General features: G+C 31.9%; 21 protein-coding genes. 13 read left to right on the top strand and 8 right to left on the bottom strand.

Annotated elements, in window-relative coordinates:
• Positions 1-164 precede the first annotated feature (164 nt).
• Together EBF09_RS00630 and EBF09_RS00625 are read left to right on the top strand one after the other, a co-directional pair.
• Positions 165-1,274: a hypothetical protein gene (locus EBF09_RS00630; protein ID WP_121763214.1), complete on the top strand. Its 1,110-nt coding sequence runs from the start codon at positions 165-167 to the stop codon at positions 1,272-1,274.
• 483 nt (positions 1,275-1,757) lie between these two features.
• Entirely contained in the window at positions 1,758-2,255 is a 498-nt protein-coding gene (locus EBF09_RS00625) for a flavodoxin (protein WP_121763213.1), read from the top strand.
• Here the strand turns inward: EBF09_RS00625 and EBF09_RS00620 are convergent.
• Both EBF09_RS00620 and purL read right to left on the bottom strand, forming a co-directional pair.
• Positions 2,252-2,665, bottom strand: a complete 414-nt coding sequence (locus EBF09_RS00620) for a hypothetical protein (protein WP_232817596.1) — start codon at positions 2,663-2,665, stop codon at positions 2,252-2,254. The two genes, EBF09_RS00625 and EBF09_RS00620, sit on opposite strands and share 4 nt — an antisense overlap.
• Complete coding sequence (gene purL, locus EBF09_RS00615; RefSeq protein ID WP_121763212.1) at positions 2,652-4,862, bottom strand: phosphoribosylformylglycinamidine synthase subunit PurL; 2,211 nt, start codon at positions 4,860-4,862, stop codon at positions 2,652-2,654. The genes EBF09_RS00620 and purL overlap by 14 nt, the downstream gene beginning before the upstream one ends.
• Before the next feature lie 175 nt (positions 4,863-5,037).
• Between purL and ppsA the strand changes: the two genes are divergently transcribed.
• The 11 genes from ppsA (at position 5,038) to EBF09_RS00560 (ending at position 16,020) form a co-directional block, all read left to right on the top strand.
• A complete protein-coding gene (ppsA, locus tag EBF09_RS00610) occupies positions 5,038-7,461 on the top strand; it encodes a pyruvate, water dikinase (RefSeq protein WP_121763211.1) in 2,424 nt (807 codons plus the stop codon).
• Positions 7,462-7,573: 112 nt separating this feature from the next.
• Positions 7,574-8,194: a phosphoserine phosphatase SerB gene (gene serB, locus EBF09_RS00605; protein WP_121763210.1), complete on the top strand. Its 621-nt coding sequence runs from the start codon at positions 7,574-7,576 to the stop codon at positions 8,192-8,194.
• Positions 8,195-8,203: 9 nt separating this feature from the next.
• A complete protein-coding gene (locus EBF09_RS00600) occupies positions 8,204-9,205 on the top strand; it encodes a transaldolase (protein WP_121763209.1) in 1,002 nt (333 codons plus the stop codon).
• Between the two features lie 65 nt (positions 9,206-9,270).
• Positions 9,271-9,807 carry a 50S ribosomal protein L25/general stress protein Ctc gene (locus EBF09_RS00595; RefSeq protein WP_121763208.1) on the top strand — a complete coding sequence of 179 codons (537 nt, stop codon included), beginning with the start codon at positions 9,271-9,273 and terminating at the stop codon, positions 9,805-9,807.
• A gap of 9 nt (positions 9,808-9,816) precedes the next feature.
• A complete protein-coding gene (pth, locus tag EBF09_RS00590; RefSeq protein WP_121763207.1) occupies positions 9,817-10,395 on the top strand; it encodes an aminoacyl-tRNA hydrolase in 579 nt (192 codons plus the stop codon).
• Positions 10,392-11,465: an LptF/LptG family permease gene (locus tag EBF09_RS00585; RefSeq protein ID WP_121763206.1), complete on the top strand. Its 1,074-nt coding sequence runs from the start codon at positions 10,392-10,394 to the stop codon at positions 11,463-11,465. Before pth ends, EBF09_RS00585 begins: the two co-directional genes overlap by 4 nt.
• Positions 11,466-11,507: 42 nt before the next feature.
• Positions 11,508-13,040, top strand: coding sequence for a bifunctional phosphoribosylaminoimidazolecarboxamide formyltransferase/IMP cyclohydrolase (gene purH / locus EBF09_RS00580; RefSeq protein WP_121763205.1), 1,533 nt, complete (start codon positions 11,508-11,510; stop codon positions 13,038-13,040).
• A 17-nt stretch (positions 13,041-13,057) separates the two neighbouring features.
• On the top strand, positions 13,058-13,711 hold the full coding sequence (locus EBF09_RS00575) for an amino acid ABC transporter permease (RefSeq protein ID WP_121763204.1): 654 nt from the start codon (positions 13,058-13,060) through the stop codon (positions 13,709-13,711).
• Positions 13,712-14,362 carry an amino acid ABC transporter permease gene (locus EBF09_RS00570; RefSeq protein ID WP_121763203.1) on the top strand — a complete coding sequence of 217 codons (651 nt, stop codon included), beginning with the start codon at positions 13,712-13,714 and terminating at the stop codon, positions 14,360-14,362. It abuts the gene before it with no gap.
• A gap of 12 nt (positions 14,363-14,374) precedes the next feature.
• Positions 14,375-15,130: an amino acid ABC transporter ATP-binding protein gene (locus EBF09_RS00565; protein ID WP_121763202.1), complete on the top strand. Its 756-nt coding sequence runs from the start codon at positions 14,375-14,377 to the stop codon at positions 15,128-15,130.
• Between the two features lie 65 nt (positions 15,131-15,195).
• Positions 15,196-16,020 carry a cysteine ABC transporter substrate-binding protein gene (locus tag EBF09_RS00560; RefSeq protein WP_121763201.1) on the top strand — a complete coding sequence of 275 codons (825 nt, stop codon included), beginning with the start codon at positions 15,196-15,198 and terminating at the stop codon, positions 16,018-16,020.
• A gap of 44 nt (positions 16,021-16,064) precedes the next feature.
• On the opposite strand, the gene EBF09_RS00555 is transcribed toward EBF09_RS00560, so the two are convergent.
• From EBF09_RS00555 to lolA, 6 genes are all read right to left on the bottom strand, one after another.
• Positions 16,065-17,129, bottom strand: coding sequence for a tyrosine-type recombinase/integrase (locus EBF09_RS00555; RefSeq protein ID WP_121763200.1), 1,065 nt, complete (start codon positions 17,127-17,129; stop codon positions 16,065-16,067).
• Between the two features lie 163 nt (positions 17,130-17,292).
• Positions 17,293-18,585 (bottom strand): sensor histidine kinase, encoded by a 1,293-nt coding sequence (locus EBF09_RS00550; protein ID WP_232817595.1) that lies wholly within the window; start codon positions 18,583-18,585, stop codon positions 17,293-17,295.
• Positions 18,564-19,235, bottom strand: a complete 672-nt coding sequence (gene hsrA, locus EBF09_RS00545) for a homeostatic response regulator transcription factor HsrA (RefSeq protein ID WP_111228874.1) — start codon at positions 19,233-19,235, stop codon at positions 18,564-18,566. The genes EBF09_RS00550 and hsrA overlap by 22 nt, the downstream gene beginning before the upstream one ends.
• A 154-nt stretch (positions 19,236-19,389) precedes the next feature.
• Positions 19,390-20,748: a class II 3-deoxy-7-phosphoheptulonate synthase gene (locus tag EBF09_RS00540; protein ID WP_121763199.1), complete on the bottom strand. Its 1,359-nt coding sequence runs from the start codon at positions 20,746-20,748 to the stop codon at positions 19,390-19,392.
• 94 nt (positions 20,749-20,842) lie between these two features.
• On the bottom strand, positions 20,843-22,126 hold the full coding sequence (locus EBF09_RS00535) for a citrate synthase (protein ID WP_121763198.1): 1,284 nt from the start codon (positions 22,124-22,126) through the stop codon (positions 20,843-20,845).
• A 163-nt stretch (positions 22,127-22,289) separates the two neighbouring features.
• Positions 22,290-22,832 (bottom strand): LolA-like outer membrane lipoprotein chaperone, encoded by a 543-nt coding sequence (lolA, locus tag EBF09_RS00530; RefSeq protein ID WP_157978151.1) that lies wholly within the window; start codon positions 22,830-22,832, stop codon positions 22,290-22,292.
• Positions 22,833-22,910 lie beyond the last annotated feature (78 nt).

Here is a 22,910-nt window from a genome sequence, read left to right as displayed (position 1 = left end):
AAATAGCAAAAAAGATTAAAGAAACAAAGGGAGAGTTTGTAGCAATTCATATAAGAAGTGGAGATGCAATTTTTAATATAGATTATAGAAACACATTTACTTCTAATGGAGTTTTTTATAAAGCATTAGCAAGTGAAATAGCAATTTATACAATCAGAAATGAATTGCAAAAAGGTGCTAAGGCTATTGTTTTTAGCGATGATTTATCTATGCTTGAAGTTTTAAAGCAAGAATCAAAAACACTCTTTAATCAAAGTGAAAATCTCTACACCTCGCACGATTTTTTAGAAAATTTACCCAAAGAGCTAAGGGGTGGGGTTTATAGGGCACTATTTGAAAATTATTTGATGAGCTTATCTCAAACCCTCTATTATTCAAAAGAATCGGGATTTTCATTTTTGAGCGTGATAATAGGGGAGTGTCGTGGGGTTAGCCTCTATGAGTTTTATTCTAAAAAAGAGCAATATGAGATTTTAATAGATAAAAGCAATAAACTAGAGGGCATTCACCCTTTGCAAAAGGCATTTTCTAGCTTTAGTGCATATAGAATAGCAAAAGATTTAAAGCTTAAAGGCAAGGTTTTACAATCTCACATAAAAGAAGCTTGGCAGTTTGATAGGGAAAATTTGCTTTATGCGATGATAGAATTTTCTTATATTGTGGAAAAGAATAAAAAAGAAGCTGAAAATTTTTTAGAAAACATCTCAAAAGAGCAACAAGAGCAATTTTTTAAAGCACTTTTAACCTATACAAGTGCTAAAAAGTTTTCTAATGATGAATTTTTTAACGATTATTTTAGAAATTATGGCAAAAAATATCCTAATATCTCTTATGTGGCTTTCAAACTGGCTCAAATTTTAGGCGATGAAAAAATATCTAATAAACTTTTTACAATCTTAGCTATAAACAATCAAGCTTATTTTGATTTAACAAATCCAACAATGGATAAAATAGGGGCAAGTTATTTCATAAAAAACAGCCTATATTACAAGTTAGGCAAGGTTATAGTAGAGGATTCTTATAGTGTTGTGGGATATATGAAAATGCCTATAAATATTTCTAGCACGATTGTAAGACATTTTTTAGAGAATTTTAAAATACCTAAAACTAAAAATATTGAAACTTACAAAGATTATGAAATATCTAAAAAGCTTTATAATCATCCTTATTATAAGTTAGGTTTTGCACTTATAGAGGCTTATAAGAGCTTTTATAAAGGAGGATTTAAAAAATTCTTTGCAGTGGTTAGAGAAATCAAAAAGGCTTACAAATAAATCATAATTAATATTTTAAAGAGATATTAAGCTATAAATGCTAAAATCCTAACAGCTTGAGCGAAGTTTTTATTGTCTTTTAAGGGCTTTAAGGAGGCTTAAGATGATAGCAGAAATAAATATGTTTTTTATATTATTAATAGCCTTGGTTATAGTTTTAAAACAACCATAACCAAAACAAAGCACATAAAAAAATTTTAAAAGCATTCTAAAGAAAACCCGCTTAACTTAAGCTTAAAGCTAGTACTAAATGTTTTTAGTATCTATTTTCCTTCAAAAGATAGAGCGGGGGGAGGCTAAAACTCTCTATCTTTTAAAAATATAGTTATAATCTGCAAAATAAAATTTATTCATAAAGCTTTTTGTGTAAATTTGTTGAATAAGTTAATAAACATTATCATAATTTATTTTATTTTAAATAAAAAAGTTATAGATTTTCATCGCTAAAATTTAGTAGATTTTTTAAAAAATAAGGATAAAAATATGGAAAAAATTGGTTTATTTTATGGTTCAGATGCAGGCACTACAAAAGATATTGCACAAAAAATCGCACAACATTTTGAAAATATTGAAATTATAGATGTAGCAAATGCCAAAAAAGAGCAAATTTCTAGTTTTACAAATCTAATCTTAGCAACTCCAAGCTATGGGAGTGGAGATTTGCAAAGCGATTGGGAAGATTTTTTAGAAGATTTGGAAGAAAAAGATTTTGAAAATAAAATAGTAGCATTTGTAGGAGTAGGGGATCAGGATACTTATGGGGATACATTTTGTAATGGATTGTATGAAATCTATAAAAAAGCATCTAAGAGTGCCAAGGTTATAGGAGAAACTTCAATAGAGGGCTATGATTTTGAAGAAAGTTTATGTGTGGTAGATGGAAAATTTATAGGACTTATTTTAGATCAAGACAATCAAGAAGAGTTAAGCGATGATCGCATTAGCAAATGGTGTGAGGCTATCAAAGGGCAATTTGCTTAAAAAGCTTCATAGCCCAAAAGGATACATTTATTAAAGCGAGGAAGAGCACACATAGCTTTAATCTCTCCTCCTATATCTATATCTTTTAAGGTTTCATAATATTTTTGATCAAATTTTAAATAACTTCCATTTTCTGTGCTTAAAGCCACTCCACTTTGTTCGTTTAAAAACAAAAACAAAGAAATTCTGCTAAATACTAAAACAAGTCCGCCTTTTTGATGGAGTTGTTCTTTTTCTTCTATGCTAAGGGTGTGGTAGCTCTCTTTAGTAACAAGGGGTCTATGCCTAAAAGTAATATAGTTTTTCTCTTGTGCTTGTTTGGCAACTTGCCTATAAAAACTATCAAAATCCATGCAATATGCAGGTAAAATCCCTAGCATAGAGCATAAAATCAAATTAATTTTTTTCAATTTCTTTTTTAAAGCTTTCATAATAGAGCTTTTTTGCTTCTTCTAAAGAGATAAAATCATTCCCAAATTGAAGCTTATCTCCACCTAAAGTTGCAACTTTTTCTAAGCAAAGATTGGAATCTGCAATAAGTGCTTGGATACCTTTTAAATTTTCTGCTTTAATGGCGATTAAAATCTGTGTAGGTGCTTCTCCAAAAAGCTCTTTTGTTTTGAAATCCTTGCTAAGTTTAAAGCCGATATTTCCTCTAATACAAGCTTTGCTAAGTGCTGTGATTAATCCACCTTGATAAATATCGCTAACAGCTTCTAATAAATTTCTTTCATTTGCACTTGCAAGTACACTCCATAAATAAAGCTCATCTTCTAATTTAATCTTAGCAATATCATCTTTAAAGCTATTACCAAAAAGCTTTGCAAATAAACTCGCTCCATACTCTTCTTTAGAATGTCTAGAAGCTAGTTTATAGACTTCTAGCCCTTCTTTGTTAAAATCACTTTTTAAGACATTGTTTAAATCATCTATAATCCCAACTCCTGCGATTGAGGGTGTAGGATAAATATCTTTATTATTTGTTTGGTTATAAAGGCTTACATTTCCACTTACAACTGGAGTATTTAACGCTTTACAAGCAAGCTTAATCCCTTCACAAGATTCTTTAAACTGCCACATAACTTCTTTATTTTCTGGGCTTCCGAAGTTCAAACAATCTGTAATTGCTAAAGCTCTCCCACCTCTTAGGGCAATATCTCTACCTACCTTTGCTACTGCTTGTTTAGCGCCCTCTTGTGGATTAAGATAACAAAGTCTAATAGGACATGCCACACTCATACCAAGCCCTTTTCCATTCTCTTTTACACGAATTACGCTTGCTCCACCAAAACCACAAGGTATGATTGTATTAGCTTGAACACTGCTATCAAATTGCTCATAAATCCATGCCTTATCACTTACGCTTGGATGTGCTAAAATAGTTTTTAGTGCTTCTTTTTGATTTACATTATTTAAGGCTTCTTTATTAAGAGATTCTAACTCCTCTAAATAAGTAGGATTTTCGCTCACAGGACGCTTTAAAATAGGTGCGTTTTCGCTCAAAGGTGCAACAGGAATCTTCGCACAAAGCTCATTATGCCAGAAAAGCTCCATAACACCACTATTTGTAACTTCTCCTATAATCGCACAATCAAGCTCCCATTTTTGGAAGATTTGTATAATCTTATCCTCGCAACCTTTTTTAGCACAAATTAGCATTCGCTCTTGTGATTCGCTAAGCATTAGTTCATAAGGATTCATTCCTTCTTCTCTCATAGGCACTTTATCTAAGTGCATAATCATACCGCTTCCACTGCGTCCTGCCATCTCAAAACTAGAGCTTGTAAGTCCTGCTGCTCCCATATCTTGAATCCCTACGATTAAATCCTCTTTAAAAAGTTCTAAACATGCTTCTAAAAGTAATTTTTCTGTAAAAGGATCACCCACTTGCACGGTTGGACGCAAAGATTTAGAATCTTCATTAAAGCTATCAGAACTCATAACAGCCCCGCCAAGTCCATCGCGTCCAGTTTTAGAACCTACATAAATTACAGGATTTCCAATTCCTTCTGCTTTTCCATAAAAAATTTCATCATTTTTTACAATTCCTAAAGTAAAGGCATTAACTAAAATATTTCCCTCATAACAATCTTCAAAGCTTGTTTCTCCTCCGATTGTTGGCACACCCATACAATTCCCATAGCCACCAATCCCGCTTACTACGCCTTTTAAAAGATAGCGGTGTTTAGCACCTATTGCATCTTCTTTGGTAATATCTCCAAAACGGATAGAATTTAAAGAAGCTACCGGTCTAGCCCCCATTGTAAAAACATCACGCATAATGCCACCCACTCCAGTAGCAGCTCCAGCATAGGGCTCAATAAAGCTTGGGTGATTGTGCGATTCCATTTTAAAAACAGCACCATAACCTCCCCCTATATCAATGACACCTGCATTTTCACCTGGCCCTTGAATCACCCAAGGAGCGCGTGTGGGGAAGCCATTAAGATAAACTTTGCTGGATTTATAACTACAATGTTCGCTCCACATAGCTGAAATAATGCCAATTTCTACTAAATTAGGTTCTCTTCCTAATATTTTTAAGATTTTTTCATAATCTTCACCGCTTAGCTTATGTTGCTTTAAAATCTGATCCAAATTCTCCATAAATCACCTTTATTGTTGTCTAGAATGTGTAATTTTGTATAAATTTACACTTTTTAAAGATGAAAGTTTATCAAACTCCTCTTAAAGAGTAAATAAACTAAGAATGAGATAAACTTAAATTAAGTAGAATAACGCTTTAATTCAATAAAGCGTAAGAATAATAGGAGATTTCAAAATGAAATACATCAGGTTTTTCAAGGAACTGAATAATAAGGATGTGCCAATCGTTGGTGGAAAGAATGCAAGTATTGGAGAGATGTTTCAAGAGCTTGTGCCTATGGGGATTAAAGTCCCAAATGGTTTTGCAATTACAAGTGAGGCTTATTGGTATTTATTAGATAGTGCTGGCATTAGAGAAAAAATTAAAGAGTTGCTTGATGGCGTTGATGTTACTGAAATAGATGTTTTAAATGTGCGTTCTAAAAAGATTCGTGATATGATTTTTGGAACACCACTTCCAGCAGATTTAAGAGAAGAAATTTTAGAAGCTTATAAAATATTAAGCGATGAATATGGTATGGAAGAAGCCGATGTGGCAGTAAGAAGTTCAGCAACTGCTGAGGATTTGCCCGATGCATCTTTTGCAGGACAACAAGATACTTATTTAAGTGTTCAAGGACAAACAGAGTTAATCCACTATATTAAATCCTGTCTTGCCTCTCTTTTTACAGATAGGGCAGTAAGCTATCGTGCCTCAAGAGGTTTTGATCACTTTAAAGTAGCACTTTCTGTAGGGGTGCAAAAAATGGTGCGTTCTGATAAGGGGAGCTCTGGAGTAATGTTTAGCATTGATACAGAAACTGGCTTTAAAGATGCAGTGTTTATTACTTCATCTTGGGGGCTTGGTGAAAATGTAGTGGGTGGAACAGTAAATCCTGATGAATTTTATGTATTTAAACCTGCACTAGAGCTTGGTAAGCGTCCTATTTTAAAAAGACAATTAGGCTATAAAAATATTAAAATGGTGTATGCAGCACCGGGTGCTAAACATCCTACAAAAAACATTCCTACAACAGAAGAAGAGCTAAAGAGTTTTTCTTTAAATGATGATGAGATTTTAACTCTAGCAAGATATGCAATGCTTATTGAAAAACATTATTCTAAAGAAGCAGGGGAATATCGCCCTATGGATATGGAGTGGGCAAAAGATGGAAATAGTGGAGAGATTTTTATTGTTCAAGCGCGTCCTGAAACTGTCCAAAGCCAAAAAATGAAAAAACAAAACAATACTTTAGAAAAATACTTCTTTAAAGATAAAGGCGAAAAAGAGGTTATTTTAAGCGGTAAAGCCGTAGGGGGCAAAATAGGCACAGGTAAAATAAGAGTGATTGATAATATTAATAATATGGGTGAATTAAAAGCAGGAGAGATTTTAGTAACCGATAACACAGATCCAGATTGGGAACCTGCTATGAAAAAGGCTTCTGCAGTTATTACAAATCGTGGGGGTAGAACTTGCCATGCAGCAATTGTAGCTAGAGAAATCGGAGTTCCTGCTATTGTGGGTGCTGTGGGTGCTACTGAAAAGCTAGAAACTGGAATGGAAGTAACCGTCTCTTGTGCAGAAGGAGAAGATGGATTTGTATATAATGGAATCTATGAATATGAAGTGGAAAAAGTAGATTTAACTTCACTAGAACAACCCAAAACTAAAATTTATATGAATATAGGAAATCCTGAAAAAGCCTTTTCTTTTTCTATGATACCTAATAATGGGGTAGGGCTTGCTAGAATGGAATTTATTATTAACAATTACATTAAAGCACATCCTTTAGCTCTTATTGGTTTGCATAATGGCAACAAAGAGTTTGATGGAGTAGAGGGCGTAAGAGAGATCATGTCAGGCTATGCAAATCCAAAAGACTTTTTTATTAAAAAAATCGCAGAGGGTGTGGGTATGATAGCAGCAGCATTCTATCCAAAGCCTGTAATTGTTAGAACGAGCGATTTTAAATCTAATGAATATTGTAGAATGGTGGGTGGAAAGGACTATGAGCCTCATGAAGAGAATCCTATGATTGGCTATCGTGGAGCTAGTAGATACTATTCTAAAGAATATTTACAAGCATTTGAGTGGGAATGTCAAGCTCTTGCTATGGCTAGAAATGAAATGGGCTTTTCTAATATGAAAATTATGATTCCATTCCTTAGAACTCCAGAGGAGGGAAGACGCGTATTAGAGATTATGCGTAAAAATGGGCTAGTGCAGGGCGAAAATGGCTTAGAAGTGTATGTGATGTGTGAATTGCCTGTGAATGTGATTATGGCTGATGAATTCTTACAACTCTTTGATGGCTTCTCCATTGGTTCTAATGACTTAACACAATTAACTTTAGGAGTAGATAGAGATGGAGAGCTTGTAAGCCATATCTTTGATGAGAGAAATCCTGCACTTTTAAAAATGTTTAAACTTGCAATTGAAGCTTGTAAAAAGCAAAATAAATATTGTGGAATCTGCGGACAAGCGCCTAGTGATTATCCAGAAATTGCTGAATTTTTGGTAGAAAATGGCATTACTTCTATTTCTTTAAATCCTGATTCTGTTATTGAAACTTGGGATAGAATCGTAAAACTTGAAAAGAAACTCAACATCTCTTAAAGCAAGAAATTTTCTTGCTTTAGAAAATCTTAAATAAAAAATCTAATATTTTTTTTAAATTTCTTTAATAAATCTAAGATAATATAATGTATGAAAAACTAAAAGGATAATTTTGAAATTAGCTGTATTTGACTTTGATTCTACTCTAATGGATGGAGAGACCATTGATCTTTTAGCAAAAGCGCATGGAAGTTTTGAAGAGGTAAGAAAAATCACAAAAGAAGCAATGAATGGTGATTTGGATTTTTATCATAGCTTAAAAAGGCGTGTAGCTACACTAGAGGGTATGCCCTTAAAACTTGTTTTAGAGGTTTGTGAGAATCTCACTTATAATCAAGGAGCAAAGGAGCTTATTAGTGCGCTTAAAGAAAAAGATTATAAAGTTGTAGTCTTTAGTGGTGGATTTGATGAGGGAGTGTGTGCAGGTAGAAAGGCACTAGGCTATGATATTCATTTTAGTAACACTCTGCATCACAATCATGGATTTCTAACAGGTTCGGTTGGAGGAGAGATGATGTTTTCTTACTCTAAGGGTAGAATGCTTAATAAAATTCAATCTTTACTAGGTGTTAGCTATGAAGATACTATCGTAGTGGGCGATGGAGCTAATGATATTTCTATGTTTCAATACGCCTATAAACGCGTGGCATTTTGTGCTAAAGATGTATTAAAAAAGGCTGCCAATATTATTGTAGATAAGAAAGATTTATCTCTTATTAAAGAATATATTTAAGGAGTAACAATGTCAAATAATTTTTCATTTTCTTTATGGTGTGATTTTATTGAAAGAGAGTTTTTAGAAAAAGGTTTTATTCAAATGATTAAAGGAGATGTTATTAAAGGTGCTACTAGCAATCCTATCATCTTCCAACAAGCACTTAGCAAGGATAGCTATAAAAAACAAAAAGAAGAGCTAAAGGGTAAAAATAAAAAAGAAATCTATGAAACATTAGCAAAGAGCGATATTCAAAGAGCTGCAGAAATTTTATTACCTCTTTTTAACAATAATCCCAATGATGGTTATGTAAGCTTAGAAGTGGATCCTAATCTTTGTGATGAAGCTAAAGCAACCATAGAAGAGGGAGAAAGACTATTTAAAGAAATTAATTACCCTAATGTTATGATTAAAATACCTGCAACTAAGGCAGGTTATGAAGCTATGGAGGTTTTAATTTCCAAAGGAATTTCTGTGAATGCTACTTTAGTTTTTACTAAAGAGCAAACCATTGCTTGTATGGAAGCTTTTAAAAAAGGGTATGAGATTTTAAAAGAACAAAGCAATAAAGCAATAAAAGACTATCCAAGGGCAGTCGTGAGCGTATTTGTATCACGCTTAGATAGGAAATGTGATAAGATTTTAAAAGATCATAATCTTCCAACAGCCACTTTAGGGGTTAAAAATGCTCAATATCTTTATCATATTATCAATAATTATGAACTTCCTTGTGTAAGAACGCTTTTTGCAAGCACAGGGGTAAAGGGGGATGAATTAGAACCTAGTTATTATATCAAAGAACTCTATCATACCCATTCTATTAATACAGCACCTTTGCATACTATTGAAGCTTTTATGCAGACAGGAGAACCAAAAGAAGCTTATTTGCCAACTCTTGAAGAATTGGAAGAATATTTTAAAAATGTAAAAGAAATAGGCATTGATCTAAATTTGGTATGTAAAGAGCTTATAGAGCAAGGTTTAGAGGATTTTAAAGTAGCATTTGCAAAAATTTTAAAAAACCTTTAATTAAAGTAGTTTTCAACAAAAAAAGATATAATTAGCACTTTTATTTTACTATTTAAGGAAGAAAAATGTTAAGCGGAATAATTAGAGAGAGTATTTCAAAAGCTGAAGTGAAGCAGTTAAGAAAAAATGGTTATCTAATTGCCAACATTTATGGTAAAGGCAAAGAAAATATCCATTGTGCTTTTAAGAGAAATGATTTTATTCGTGAAGTTAAAAACAAAACAGATTTGATTTTTAATGTTGAAGTTGCTAAAAATGAATATCCTGTGGTTATTCAAGAATACCAAAAAGATCCAATCACAAGTGAAATTATCCATGTGGATTTAATGTTAGCACAACAAGGTATTGAGGCAAAATATTCTGTGAAAGTAAGATGTGTTGGAACACCTAAAGGATTGAAAAATAAAGGTGCTTTAATACTTTCTAAAAAGAGAATTAAAGTAAAAGCAGCGCCCGAAAAATTACCAAAAGAATATGAAATCAATGTAAGTGATTTAGATGTAGGTGATGTAGTTTTAGTGCGTGATTTACCACAAAATGAGGGTGTTAAAATCGTAGAGCGTGATGATGTTGCTATCGTGGGTGTGGTAAAATCTCGCTAGTTTTTTGAAATGTTTTTGATTGTTGGTTTAGGGAATCCTGGTAGCAAATACGAAAACAATCGCCACAATATAGGCTTTAAAATTATAGATGCTTTAGTAGATGATTTAAAGGCTACTAAAGTATCTAACAAAGATTTTTTGGGAGAACTTTATAAAACTTCCAAGCTTCTTCTTTTAAAACCCAATACTTTTATGAACTTATCTGGAAAATCTGTTTTGGCTGTAAAAAACTTTTTTAAAATACAAAATATTCTTGTTTTGCATGATGAATTAGATTTACCGATAGGAAGCATTAAGTTTAAATTTGGTGGAAGCAGTGGAGGGCATAATGGGTTAAAATCTATAGATTCACTTTGTGGGAACTCTTATTATCGTTTGCGTTATGGCATAGGTAAGCCCACACAAAAAGAGAAGATAATCCATTGGGTTTTAGAAGATTTTACTTACACAGAACAACAAGAACAACAAGAATTAATTTTACATTGCTTAAAAGCAATCAAAGAAATAGTAAAACTAGAAAATCCACAAGATTTAGCAAGTAAAGTAAGTGCTTTTTTTACAATCAATGCTAAAAATGAGAAACAATGAAACTTTTTAATCGTTATTTGACTTATTTGTATCTAAAATATTTTTTGATTTTTTTTGTATCTTTAGAATGTTTTTTTGTGGTTGTAGATTTAGCAAAATATCTTGATAGATTGCCAAATTCTGCAAATTTAATGGTTTTGTTGATTTTTTATGATTTTTTGTATGCTAGTAATTTTATTTTACCTCTTGCTTTAATACTTGCACAAATTGTGCTTTTTCTCACTCTTGTTAAAAATTCACAATTTACAGCTTTTTTGGCATTAGGTTATACAAAAATTAGACTTTTTATTCCAGTTTTTATAAGTGCATTTTTGATTACTTGTTTTTATATTTTGTTAAACTTTACTCCTTTTACTTATGCAAAAGAAAGAATTGATATGATTGTAGATCAAGGATTCTTAGGAGATTTTAAAAAAGATCTTTTTGTAAAATATGACAATTCCTATGTTTATTTTGGGCGAATTTTTCCTTTTTTAAAAAGTGCAGAAAATATCAAAGTTTATGAATTCAATAAAGAAGGCACTGAGTTAGAGTGTATTTTGGAATCTCCTAAAGCTACTTTTTCCAACAATGAATGGATTTTAGAAAATGTAAAGATTGAGCAAATAAACAATACATTACAACTAGGCAAAACCCCCCTTAATATAGAAGAGCAAACAGAATACAAGATACTTAGCGGATTTAGACCTAAGATTTTAGATAGTATTTATGAACTAGAAAATGGTATGTCTATTTTAGATGCTTATGAGGCAATATTTCTATTAAAAAATCAAGAAATTAATACGCAAAAAATGCGTGGCGTTTTGTATTCTTTGGTATTTTTTCCTTTTTTTGCTCCTTTAATTATGGTAATTTTAGCTTATTTTGTTCCAAATTCTAATCGCTATTGCAATCTAATGGCAAATGCTTTGGGTATGATTTTAATAGTATTGGTGGTTTGGGGAATTTTCTTTGGGTTTTCTAGACTTTCTATGAGTGGTTTTTTACAACCCGAAATTAGCATTTTAGGACCTATTTTATTGTTGGCCTTAAGTGGTGTGTGGATGTTTTTTAAACTAAGTAAAGTTTGATTTGCTATAATCTAAAAATTATTTTAACAATGAGGAAGTAAAATGACAGCACTTTTAAGTGTGAGTGATAAAAGTGGAATTGTTGCGTTTGCAAAAGATTTGATAGAGCTTGGATATGAGATTTTATCCACAGGTGGGACGCTAAAAACATTGCAAAAAAATGGTTTAGAAGTATTAGATGTGAGTGGCTATACACAAAGTCCAGAGATGTTTGATGGTAGGGTAAAAACTTTGCACCCAAAAATCCATGGAGGGATTTTACATAGAAGAGAACTCAAAGAAGATGTGGCAAAAGCTCAAGAATTTGGCATAAAAGATATTTCTTTAGTGTGCGTTAATCTTTATCCTTTTAAAGAAACGATAGAAAAAACAGAAGATTTTGACACAATTATTGAAAATATTGATATAGGTGGTCCTTCAATGGTTAGGGCTGCAGCTAAAAATTTTAAATCTGTTTTGATTGTTACAGATTCTAAAGATTATAGCAGAGTAATAGAGCGTCTAAAAAAGGGTGAAAATACTTTAGAATTTCGCCAAGAAATGATGATAAAAGCTTATGAACATACTGCAAGTTATGATAGCACTATCGCAAATTATATGAATGAGCGTTTTAAGGGTGGTTTTGGAAATAAACATTTTATTTGTGGAAATCTAGTATCGCCTACGCGTTATGGAGAAAATCCTCATCAAAAGGGTGCTTATTATGAGTTTAATGAATTTTATTCTAAAGAATTCAAAACTCTAAAAGGTGAAATTAGTTTTAATAATTTAACCGATATTAATAATGCAGTAAAAATTGCTTCAAGCTTTGGAGAATCTCCAGCAGTTTGCATTGTAAAGCATGCAAATCCTTGTGGATTTGCCATTAAAGAAACACTTTTAGATTCTTATAAAGAAGCACTAAAATGCGATAGCGTTTCTGCCTATGGTGGTGTAGTGGCAGTAAATGGAGAAATCAACAAAGATTTAGCAGAAGAAATTAATAAAATTTTTATTGAAGTGTTAGTAGCCCCAAGCATTACCGATGAAGCATTAAAAGTATTTGAAAATAAAAAGAAAATTAAAATTTTTGTATGCGGTGGTAAATATTTGAACTTTCCTAAAGACAAATATGATTTTAGACACATTGAAGGTGGCTTTGTATTACAAGAAAGTGATAGAGTAGGGGAAAATGAAGTAAAAGAAGCAAAATGTGTAAGCAAACTAGAAGCTACACAAGAACAAAAAAGAGATTTAGAGATTGCTTATAAGGTAGCATCTTTGGTAAAATCTAATTGTGTCGTTTATGTAAAAAATAATGCTATGGTAGCAGTAGGTATGGGCATGACAAGCCGAGTAGATGCTGCTAAAAGTGCCATTAGAAAAGCACAAGAAATGGGACTAGATTTAAAAGGCTGTGTTTTAGCTAGTGAAGCCTTTTTCCCTTTTAAAGATAGCATAGAAGAAGCCTATAAAGCGGGAGTAAGTGCTATTATTGAGCCGGGTGGTAGCATTAGAGATGATGAAGTAATTGTTTGTGCAAATGAGCTTGGAATATCCCTATATTTTAGTGGAGTAAGGCATTTTTTACATTAGTTTTTGAGGGGTAAATTTTGTTTGATTGGGAGTTTATCTTACAATCCATTCCAGCTTTTAGCAAAGCATTGTGGCTAACTATCCATCTTTCTTTTTTTGGGATAGTTTTGGCCATTATTTTTGGCTTTTTTATAGCATTGATTCAATATCATAAAATTAGATTTTTAAAAACAATTGCAAATATCTATGTAGAAGTCTCACGCAATACCCCCATGCTTATCCAGCTATTTTTTATTTATTATGGACTTTCGCGTCTTGGCTTAAAACTAGAAGCATATACTTGTGCGATTTGCGCTGTGGTTTTTTTAGGGGGAAGCTATATGGCAGAATCCTTTCGTGCAGGTTTTGAAGCTATCAGTAAAGTTCAAATTGAATCAGCTAAAAGCTTAGGTTTAAAAACTTTTCAAATTCTATTTTTTATCACATTGCCTCAAGCACTCGTTGTAAGTTTGCCCTATATTGGGGCAAATATAATTTTTCTACTCAAAGAAACTTCCGTAGTTACGGCAATCGCCTTGCCTGATATTTTATATGTTACAAAGGATATTATAGGGACTTATAGTAAGACAAATGAAGCCTTTTTCTTATTGATTTTGTGTTATTTGATTGTGCTTTTACCCATCTCCTTTTTATTTTCTTATTTAGAAAAACAATATAAGCAAAGGCTATAAATGGAAATTCTATTAGATTTGCAAAATATCAAACGCCTAATGCAAGGAATTTTAATCACTTTTAAAATTTCATTTATATCCATTATTTTTTCTTGTATTTTTGGATTTATTTTTGGTTATTTAATGAATACAAACAATTTCATCATTAGATTTCTTTGTAATTTTTATTTAGAAGCTATTAGAATTATTCCTGTCTTAGCCTGGCTTTTTATTGTGTATTTTGGGCTATCGTCTTTTATAAGTTTTAATGCAGTGGGGGCTTGTATTTTTGTTTTTAGCCTTTGGGGTATTGCTGAAATGGGGGATTTAGTAAGAGGGGCAATTAGCAGCTTGCCAAAACATCAAATTGAAAGTGCAAGGGCATTAGGTTTAGGAGAGATTAAAATACAAATTTTTATTCTTTTTCCACAAGCACTTAAGCGTTTGCTCCCTTCTTTGGTGAATCTTTTTACAAGAATGATAAAAACAACTTCACTGGCGGCTCTAATAGGTGTAAGTGATTTGCTAAAAGTGGGGCAACAAATTATTGAAAATAATATTTTAGAAGAACCTCTTGCTAGCTTTTGGGTTTATGGAGGAGTATTTTTAGCATATTTTTTCTTATGCTATCCTCTTTCGTTGTTGTCTAGCAAATTAGAAAAAAGATTATAGCAAGGAGTTAATTTGTCGCATCATATTGAAAATGAAGTCTTATTAGAAGTTAAACATTTAAAAAAGAACTTTGGAGAGCATAAAATTTTAAAAGATATATCACTTAAAGTCAAAAAAGGAGAAGTATGTGCGATTTTAGGCCCTAGCGGTTGTGGTAAAAGCACATTTTTGCGTTGTATTAATGGATTGGAAGAAATTAGTGGGGGAGAGATTTATTTCAAAAGGGAACTAATTTGTGGCGACATAAAAACTAATTGGAGTAAATTAAGGCAAAAAATTGGTATGGTTTTTCAAAACTATGAATTATTTCCGCATTTAAATGTGATAGATAATATTTCTCTAGCTCCCATAAAAGTGCAAAAACGCTCAAAAGAAGAAGTGCATAAACAAGCACTAGAACTTTTAAAAAGGGTAGGGCTAGAAGATAAAAAAGATTTTTATCCTAGAAATTTAAGCGGGGGACAAAAGCAAAGAGTGGCTATTATAAGGGCTTTATGTATGAATCCTGAAATGATTTTATTTGATGAAGTTACCGCTTCTTTAGATCCAGAAATGGTAAAAGAGGTTTTAGAGGTAATTAGAGAATTAGCAAGTCAGGGTTTAACAATGATACTTGTTACGCATGAGATGAAATTTGCACAAAATGTAGCAGATACCATTGTGTTTTTTGATAAAGGAGAAATAGCGGAAATATCGGAGCCAGAGGAGTTTTTTTCCCACCCAAAAAGCAAAAGGGCTCAAAAATTTTTAAGTGTTTTTGACTTCTAAAACCTAAAAATAAAAGTTTTTCTTGATAAAATAGGCGAGTAAAATTTTTATTTAAGGTTGTTTTAATGAGAAAGTTGATTTTAGGTTTTATTTTAGCGTTAGCAGGAATTGTTTTTGTAAGTTGTGCTAGCAACAATCAAGAGAACAAAAATACGCTAGAAAAAATTAAGCAAAAAGGCATTGTAACTATTGGTGTTTTTAGCGATAAACCTCCTTTTGGCTTTGTAAATAAAGAAGGTAAAAATGATGGCTTTGATGTATATATTGCCAAAAGAATTGCTAAAGATTTACTAGGCGATGAAAATAAAGTTAAATTTGAATTAGTAGAAGCTGCAAGTAGGGTAGAGTTCCTAAAAAGCTCTAAAGTAGATATTATTATGGCAAACTTTACAAAAACTAAAGAAAGAGAAGAAGTAGTGGATTTTGCTACCCCTTATATGAAAGTAGCTTTAGGAGTAGTTTCTAAGAATGGAAATATTAAAGATTTAAAAGATTTAGCAGGTAAAAAGTTAATTGTCAATAAAGGAACAACAGCAGATTTTTATTTTAGTAAAAATCATCCAGAAATTGAACTTGTAAAATACGATCAAAATACAGAGGCATTTTTAGCCCTTAAAGATGGTAGAGGTGAGGCTTTAGCACATGATAACCTTTTAGTCTATGCTTGGGCAAAAGAAAATGAAGGTTATAGCGTTGGAATCTCTAAGCTAGGAGAAGAGGATGTGATTGCTCCTGCTGTCAAAAAGGGTGATAAAGAATTGCTAGAATGGCTCAATAAAGAAATTAAAACTCTTAATGAAAATGGCTTTATGCAAGAAGCCTATCAACAAACTTTAGCCCCTATTTATGGAGAAGATAAAGCAAGCTCTGTTTTATTTGTAAAGCCTTAAGTTTTAAGTAGCAATAATTATTTATTGCTACTTTAATACATTGTTTAAGGCATAATTTCTGTCGTAGCTTTTAATCTTTTTTTATCAAAATGTGTATAAATTCTTGAAGTATCTAAGCTAGCGTGCCCCAATGCTTCTTGCACTAAAACTAAATCTTGACTTTTTTGATAGAGTAGGGTAGCAAAGGTATGTCTTAGCATATGTGCTCCATTTTTTTCTTTTCTGATGCCATTTGTAAGCAAAACTTGCTCTACAACGCGACTTACATAAGCTTGTGTAAGCTTCCCTCCTTTATGGTTACAAAAAAGAAAATCATTATCCTTTGTATCCATTCTTCCATTTAAATATCCACTTAAATCTGTTTGAATATTTTTGGCCTTTATCATTACGACACGGGGCTTATTACCCTTTCCACGCACTTGAAGCACATAAAATTCCTTATCTAGCATTAAATCTTTTATTTTTAGATTCAACGCTTCACTTACACGAATACCTGTATAGATGATTGTCTTTAATAAAAGGCGATTGCGATAGGCTAAATCCTGTCCTTTAAAAGGAAAACTATCAATACCTGCTAAAAACTTACTTACTTCTTCTTCATTCATATAAGCAGGAAGTTTTTGTCCGCTTTTACCGCGCAATCCACCCCAATTTTTAAGTTCAATTCTAAAAATATGTGAAGTTCCATCTTCTTCTTCATTTTGTTTGTCTATAAAGCCAAAAAAATTAATCACCGCAATGCGATAGTTCTTTTTACTAGCGTCTGTTAGGGAGCTTGTATGGATTGTCAAAAATTCTCTTAGCATCTCTTCATCCACTTCTTTTAAAGAAGCTAAACCTAGATATGTAAGATAATCATAAAGTTTCAAAAGAGGATTAATATAGGTATTAATTCCTATTAGACCCGCATTTCTGCATTGTTTGCATACTTCTTGCAGATGCTGAATATCTTGTGTGCCTTTACGCAAAGCTTCTAAGCTTTTAATAATTTCTTTTTTGTCATCAACTTGATGATTGGATAGACTATTTAGCTTGTGATAAATAAAGCGTTCTAGCCAAAAAAGTAAATTTTTAGAGAATTCATCTTTAAAATCTATGGGATAACGCATTTTAAAACCTTTAATATATTTAAACTTAATTAAGATTAAGAATAAAGCATAAATATTAATATTAGCGTATTATATCTAAAAAATCTTAATTTAGTATTGAAAACTATAATTTTCAAACTATTAAGGATTTTTCAAAATAACTCCCCTTGCATATATAAGTGTCTTATTTTAACACCCTAAGTGTGAAAGTGGCAATGGTACCTTGTTTGTCTTTGCGATTTTGTAAAGTAATATTTCCCCCTAATGCATTTGCTGCACTTTTAGCTAAAAACAATCCAAGCCCTGCCCCACTTTTATCCCCAGATCGCCTAAAAGGTGCATAAATATTATCTAACTCACAATCAAGCCCACATCCTTCATCTAAAACAATAATTTGTAAAAATCCTTCTGCATTAAGCTTACTTTTAAATTCAATTTGCTTATTTCGTGGAGTGAATTTAAAAGCATTTTGTAAGAAATTTTGCACAATTTGTGTAAGTAATGTGGGTTTAATATTTACAAATAATTCTTTAGGTTCTAGCTCAAAATGAAAATTTTTATGTTCCTTTTGTGCTAAGATTTTGAAATTTTCAGCAATTTCATTTAAGATTTTCATAATATCCACATCGCTAGTTTTTTCAAATTGTGCACTTTCTTGCCTGCCTAATTCCAAAATTGTCTTAATAATCGCATTCATTTCATCAATGCTTTTAATATTAGTTTTTAAAGATTCGATATATTTTTCTTTATCCCTTTCTTTTAGGAGAGTAACTTCTGATTTTGTCTTCATAACTGCAAGTGGGGTTTTAAGCTCATGTGCTATGCCAATAAATAGCTGTTTTTGATAGCTTAGATGGTTTTTAACTTTAAATAAAAGCTCGTTAATAGAAGCAATGAGGGGTTGAAATTCAAAGGGTAGATTATCCTCTTTGATATTTTCTAAATTGCTTTCTTTTAGAGTGGATAGAGATTGAGAAAGCTTTGAAATAGGCTTATAGAGGATATTTGAAAACGCTAGAGCAAAAAGCTTAATTAAAATTAAACTAAAAAAACCAACAATCACAATGCTAAGCAAAATTTTATCCAAAAAATCATGCATTTGCGTGATGTTTTGAGTGATTTTTAAAGCCTTATTGCTTTTATAAGGAAAAATTATTTCATAAAAAGTATTAAGATTTTTTTTATAAGTAGTTTCTTTGTGAAGCTTGTTTGTTTCTTGAATGCCTAAAATCTCTACTCTTAGTTTTTCATCTTTTAGTATATTTGGTTTTTGGATATAAAAAACCTGCCCTACTTTATAAGAAATACTGCTTTTTAAAATTATATCTATATTTTTATAAATATCGTTTCTGACATCTGCATAAAGGGAGTTTCTCATATAAGCATAAAGAGAGAAAGAAAAAAGTAAGATGAGTAAGCTAAAGGAGACGACAATCTGTCGTATATAATCCCCTCTTATGCTCCTTTTGGATAACAAAATCTATATCCTCTACGGCGAACAGTTTCTATGGTAGCGATACTTAGAGGCTTATCCATTTTTTGGCGAATCTGATTGATTGCTACTTCAATCACATTAGGAGTTACTAGCTCTGGCTCCTCCCAAATAGCATCTAAAAGTTGCTCTTTAGAAACAATTTGATCTCTATGTCTTGCAAGATGTGTTAAAACTTCAAAAGGCTTACCTTTTAGCTCAATTTCTTGTCCTTTGTAGGTAATCTTTTCTTCATCAGGATTGATAATCAAATCTTCAATCTCAATTAGATTTGTTCCTCCAAAGCGAAGTCTTGCTTCAATTCTTGCTAAAAGCACATTAAAATCAAATGGCTTAGCCATAAAGTCATCTGCTCCACCTTTTAGCGCAGCCACTTCACTTTCCACATCATCTCTAGCAGAAATCACAATAACAGCGGTTCTTGGAGATTTATTTTTAATTTGCGTAATAATCTCTAAACCATTTCCATCTGGCAACATCCAATCTACAAGCACTAAATCATAATTTCTAATACTAATATAGTATTCCCCATCTTTAAGATTTTCAGCAATATCGGTTTGATAATTAAATTCATTCAAACCTTCTGTGATAGTTTTATTTAAACTAATTTCATCTTCTATTATCAAAATTCTCATTGAAAATTCCTCTTACAGCAAAAATTTATGAAATTGTAACATAATTTTTAGGAAAATTTAAACAAATTTTTATGAAATTTTAAAATTTTAATAAAATAAAGCATAATTAAGCAATAAATTAGTCAGATTTGTGGTAAATTACCACAAATCTACCTTAAATTTTTCTATGTTTTAAAATATCAGCGATTAAAAAGGAAAGTTCTATTGCTTGATTTGCATTTAATCTAGGATCACATTGTGTATTATAGTTACAACCTAAATTTTCTTCTGTAATGGCTTGCATACCTCCTATGCACTCTGTTACATTTTCTCCCGTCATTTCAAGATGCACTCCACCTGCATAAGTTCCCTCACCTCTATGAATTTCAAAAAAACTTTTTACCTCACTTAAAATATCATCAAATGCCCTTGTTTTATAGCCACTACTTGCTTTGGTTGTATTTCCATGCATAGGATCGATACTCCAAACAATCTCCCTGCCCTCTCCTTTAATACTTTGTAAAAGTTTGGGAAGTTTTTCTAAAATTGTATTAGCCCCCATTCTAATGATGAAATTCAAACGCCCTGCTTCATTATTAGGATTTAAAATATCACAAATACTTAAAATATCTTCTTTTGTAGCATTTGGACCAATTTTTACTCCAAGAGGATTCCCAACGCCTTTTAAAAACTCTAAATGTGCTCCTTCAAGATTTCTTGTCCGCTCTCCAATCCATAACATATGTGCAGAACAATCATACCATTGCCCTGTTAGGTGATCTTGTCTTGTAAGTGCCTCTTCATAATTTAACAACAATGCCTCATGAGAAGTATAAAATTCTGTTTCTCTTAAAATCGGTGTATTTTCAGAGCTTATACCACAAGCTTTCATAAATTCTAATGCTTCATTAATTTTTTGTGCCATTTCTTGATAGCGCATACTAGAACTTCCACTCGCAAAATTAAGATTCCATCTTTGCACTTGATTTAAATCAGCAAGTCCTCCTTGTGCAAAAGCACGAATAAGATTGAGTGTGGCAGCGGATTGATGATAAGCTTCTAAAATTCTTTGAGGGTTAGCTCTTCTTGCATCTTCATTAAATTCAATAGAATTAATAATATCTCCCCGATAACTTGGCAAACTCACCCCATTAATGCTTTCATAGTCGCTAGAGCGTGGTTTTGCAAATTGTCCTGCAAGTCGCCCTACTTTTACAATAGGGCAAGCTCCAGCATAAGTTAAAACCACAGCCATTTGCAAAATCACTTTAAAAAGATCCCTGATTTTAATTGCATTAAAATCACTAAAGCTCTCCGCACAATCTCCCCCTTGAAGCAAAAATGCCTCTCCTTTAACAACTTTTGCTAAATGAGCTTTGAGTGATCTTGCCTCCCCTGCAAATACCAAAGGAGGAAGTTTGCTTAATTTTTCTTCTACTTGTTTTAATTCTTGTAGGTTTGTGTAAGTAGGCTGTTGGAGTGCTACTTTTTCCCTCCAACTTTTTAGATTCCAAACATTAGAAGCGGTTTGCATAGAATAATCCCTTATATTTTTAGTTTAAGGCCTTATTCTAGCTTAGAATAGATAAAAGGATACTTACCTATTTCTTATTTTTTACTTATTTTTTTTATTTTCCTAAATAAACTTGACGCGGACGCGTAATTCTAGCATGAGGATTTTTGATATGCTCCATCACTTGCGCACACCATCCTGGCATTCTTCCAATCACAAACATAGGAGTGAAAAGAGGCACAGGAATCTTTAATGCTGTTAAAATAATTCCACTATAAAAATCCACATTAGGATAAAGATTTCTTTCTTTGAAATAATCATCACTCAATGCAACTTCTTCTAATTTCTCTGCGATTTCACTTAATCTCGCATTCATTTTAATGCCTTTTGCATTAAGTTCATCTTTTAAGGCTTTAATGGCTTTAGCTCTTGGATCATAGCTTTTGTATACACGATGTCCAAATCCCATTAATCTAAAAGGATCATTTTTATCTTTAGCTTTTGCTACGAATTTATCCACATTTTTAACATCACCAATTTCATTAAGCTGCACTAAAACTTTTTCATTAGCTCCACCATGTGCTGGTCCCCAAAGAGCGTTGATTCCAGCTGAAATTGCAGCATAAGGATGCACACCGGTTGAGGCTACATTTCTCACTGTGGTTGTAGAGGCATTTTGCCCATGGTCTGCATGAAGAATAAAGATTTTATCGAGTGCTTCTACTTCTAAAGGAGTAATTTCTTCTTCACCACTTAGAGTATGCTTTAGCTTTCCACCAGGATAGGCTCTAAGCATATAAAGAAAGTTTTCAACATAAGAGCGACTAATATCTGGATAAATAAAAGGTGCTCCAATAGAATTACGATAAGAAAAAGCTACTAAAGTCGTAATTTTAGCAATGATTCTTCTTGCCATCGTTTGATAATCATCTTCATCATCCATTTCTTTATGATCAAAATGAAAAGTAGAAAGTGCAGCTACTGCTGAGCTTAAGTTTGCCATAGGATGTGCACCATCTGGAAAAGCACTAAAGATATTAATAAGCCCCTCATGTAAAAACGAGCGATGTCTAAGCTCTAAATCAAATTCATCAGATTCTTGCTTATTTTTAGGTGCTTCACCTGTAATTAGCAGTTTTGCTACATCGCTAAATTTATATTTATTCACAATCTCTTCAATGGGTTGCCCTTTATAGAGCAATTTTCCATTTTTACCATCTACATAGCTAATAGTAGATTCACAACCTGCAGTAGAGCCATATCCAGGATCATAAGAAAAAATATTTGTGCGTTCAAATAATTTGCTAAAATCTACTGCTTTTGGACCTCTTGTGCAATCAATCAAATCAAAATCAAATTTTTCACCTGTTTCATTATTAATAAGCGTAATAGTTCCCATTGCTTAACTCCTTAAAATATTAAAGATGTATGCTTCTATTTTAGCCTAGTATTTTAAAATAAGTCAAAAAAAATTTAATTTTTTAAGTAAAATTCATAATATTTTGTGGGTTTTTTACTCATTTTAATGTTTTTAAAATACGCTTTATTTTTTATCTACATTTTCATTGATAAATTACATCTATATTACTAGGAGGAGTAAAATCAAAGATATTTTCATTTTTAAGTTCATTGATTTTTGTATCTTTTAGCTGTATTTCTACCTTATTATTTAATTCATCTGTATAACGAATAATGGAGGGTAAATCATTTTTTAATTCTATAAAATAAACTTGATTAGACAAAGTTGCTTCATAATGGTTTGTATCTATTTTTTTTGCTTCTTTAAGGAGTGTTAATAAATTAAGTTCCTTTTTTAATGTGCTAAAGGTGGCTTGTTCTAATTTTGGTTCATAGATGATTAAAGTATTTCCTTCAATATAAACTTCTTTAACAATAGGTGAAGTGTATTGCCACAACGCACTTTTAGGACTTTTTAAAAATATTTTTCCCTCATAAGAGATTTTATGATTATCCTCCAAAGTAAGAGTTTGAATAAAATTTGCCTCCAAGCTTTGTATTTTATTAGGTTCTAAGGCATATAAAAAAGTTGCAAAAAAGCAAAAAAAGCAAAAAAATTTCCCTACTAATCTTTTATTTTTCAACACAATTTCTCCTTACTTTTAGATAAATTAGTAAAACTTCTTATTATTTTACCTAAAAATTATGCTAAAATGGCTAGTTAA

This window comes from Helicobacter burdigaliensis (assembly GCF_003670295.1).
GTDB lineage: Bacteria > Campylobacterota > Campylobacteria > Campylobacterales > Helicobacteraceae > Helicobacter_D > Helicobacter_D burdigaliensis.
Note: the sequence above shows the minus strand (reverse complement) of the source record. Positions and strands in the feature narration are given on the sequence as shown.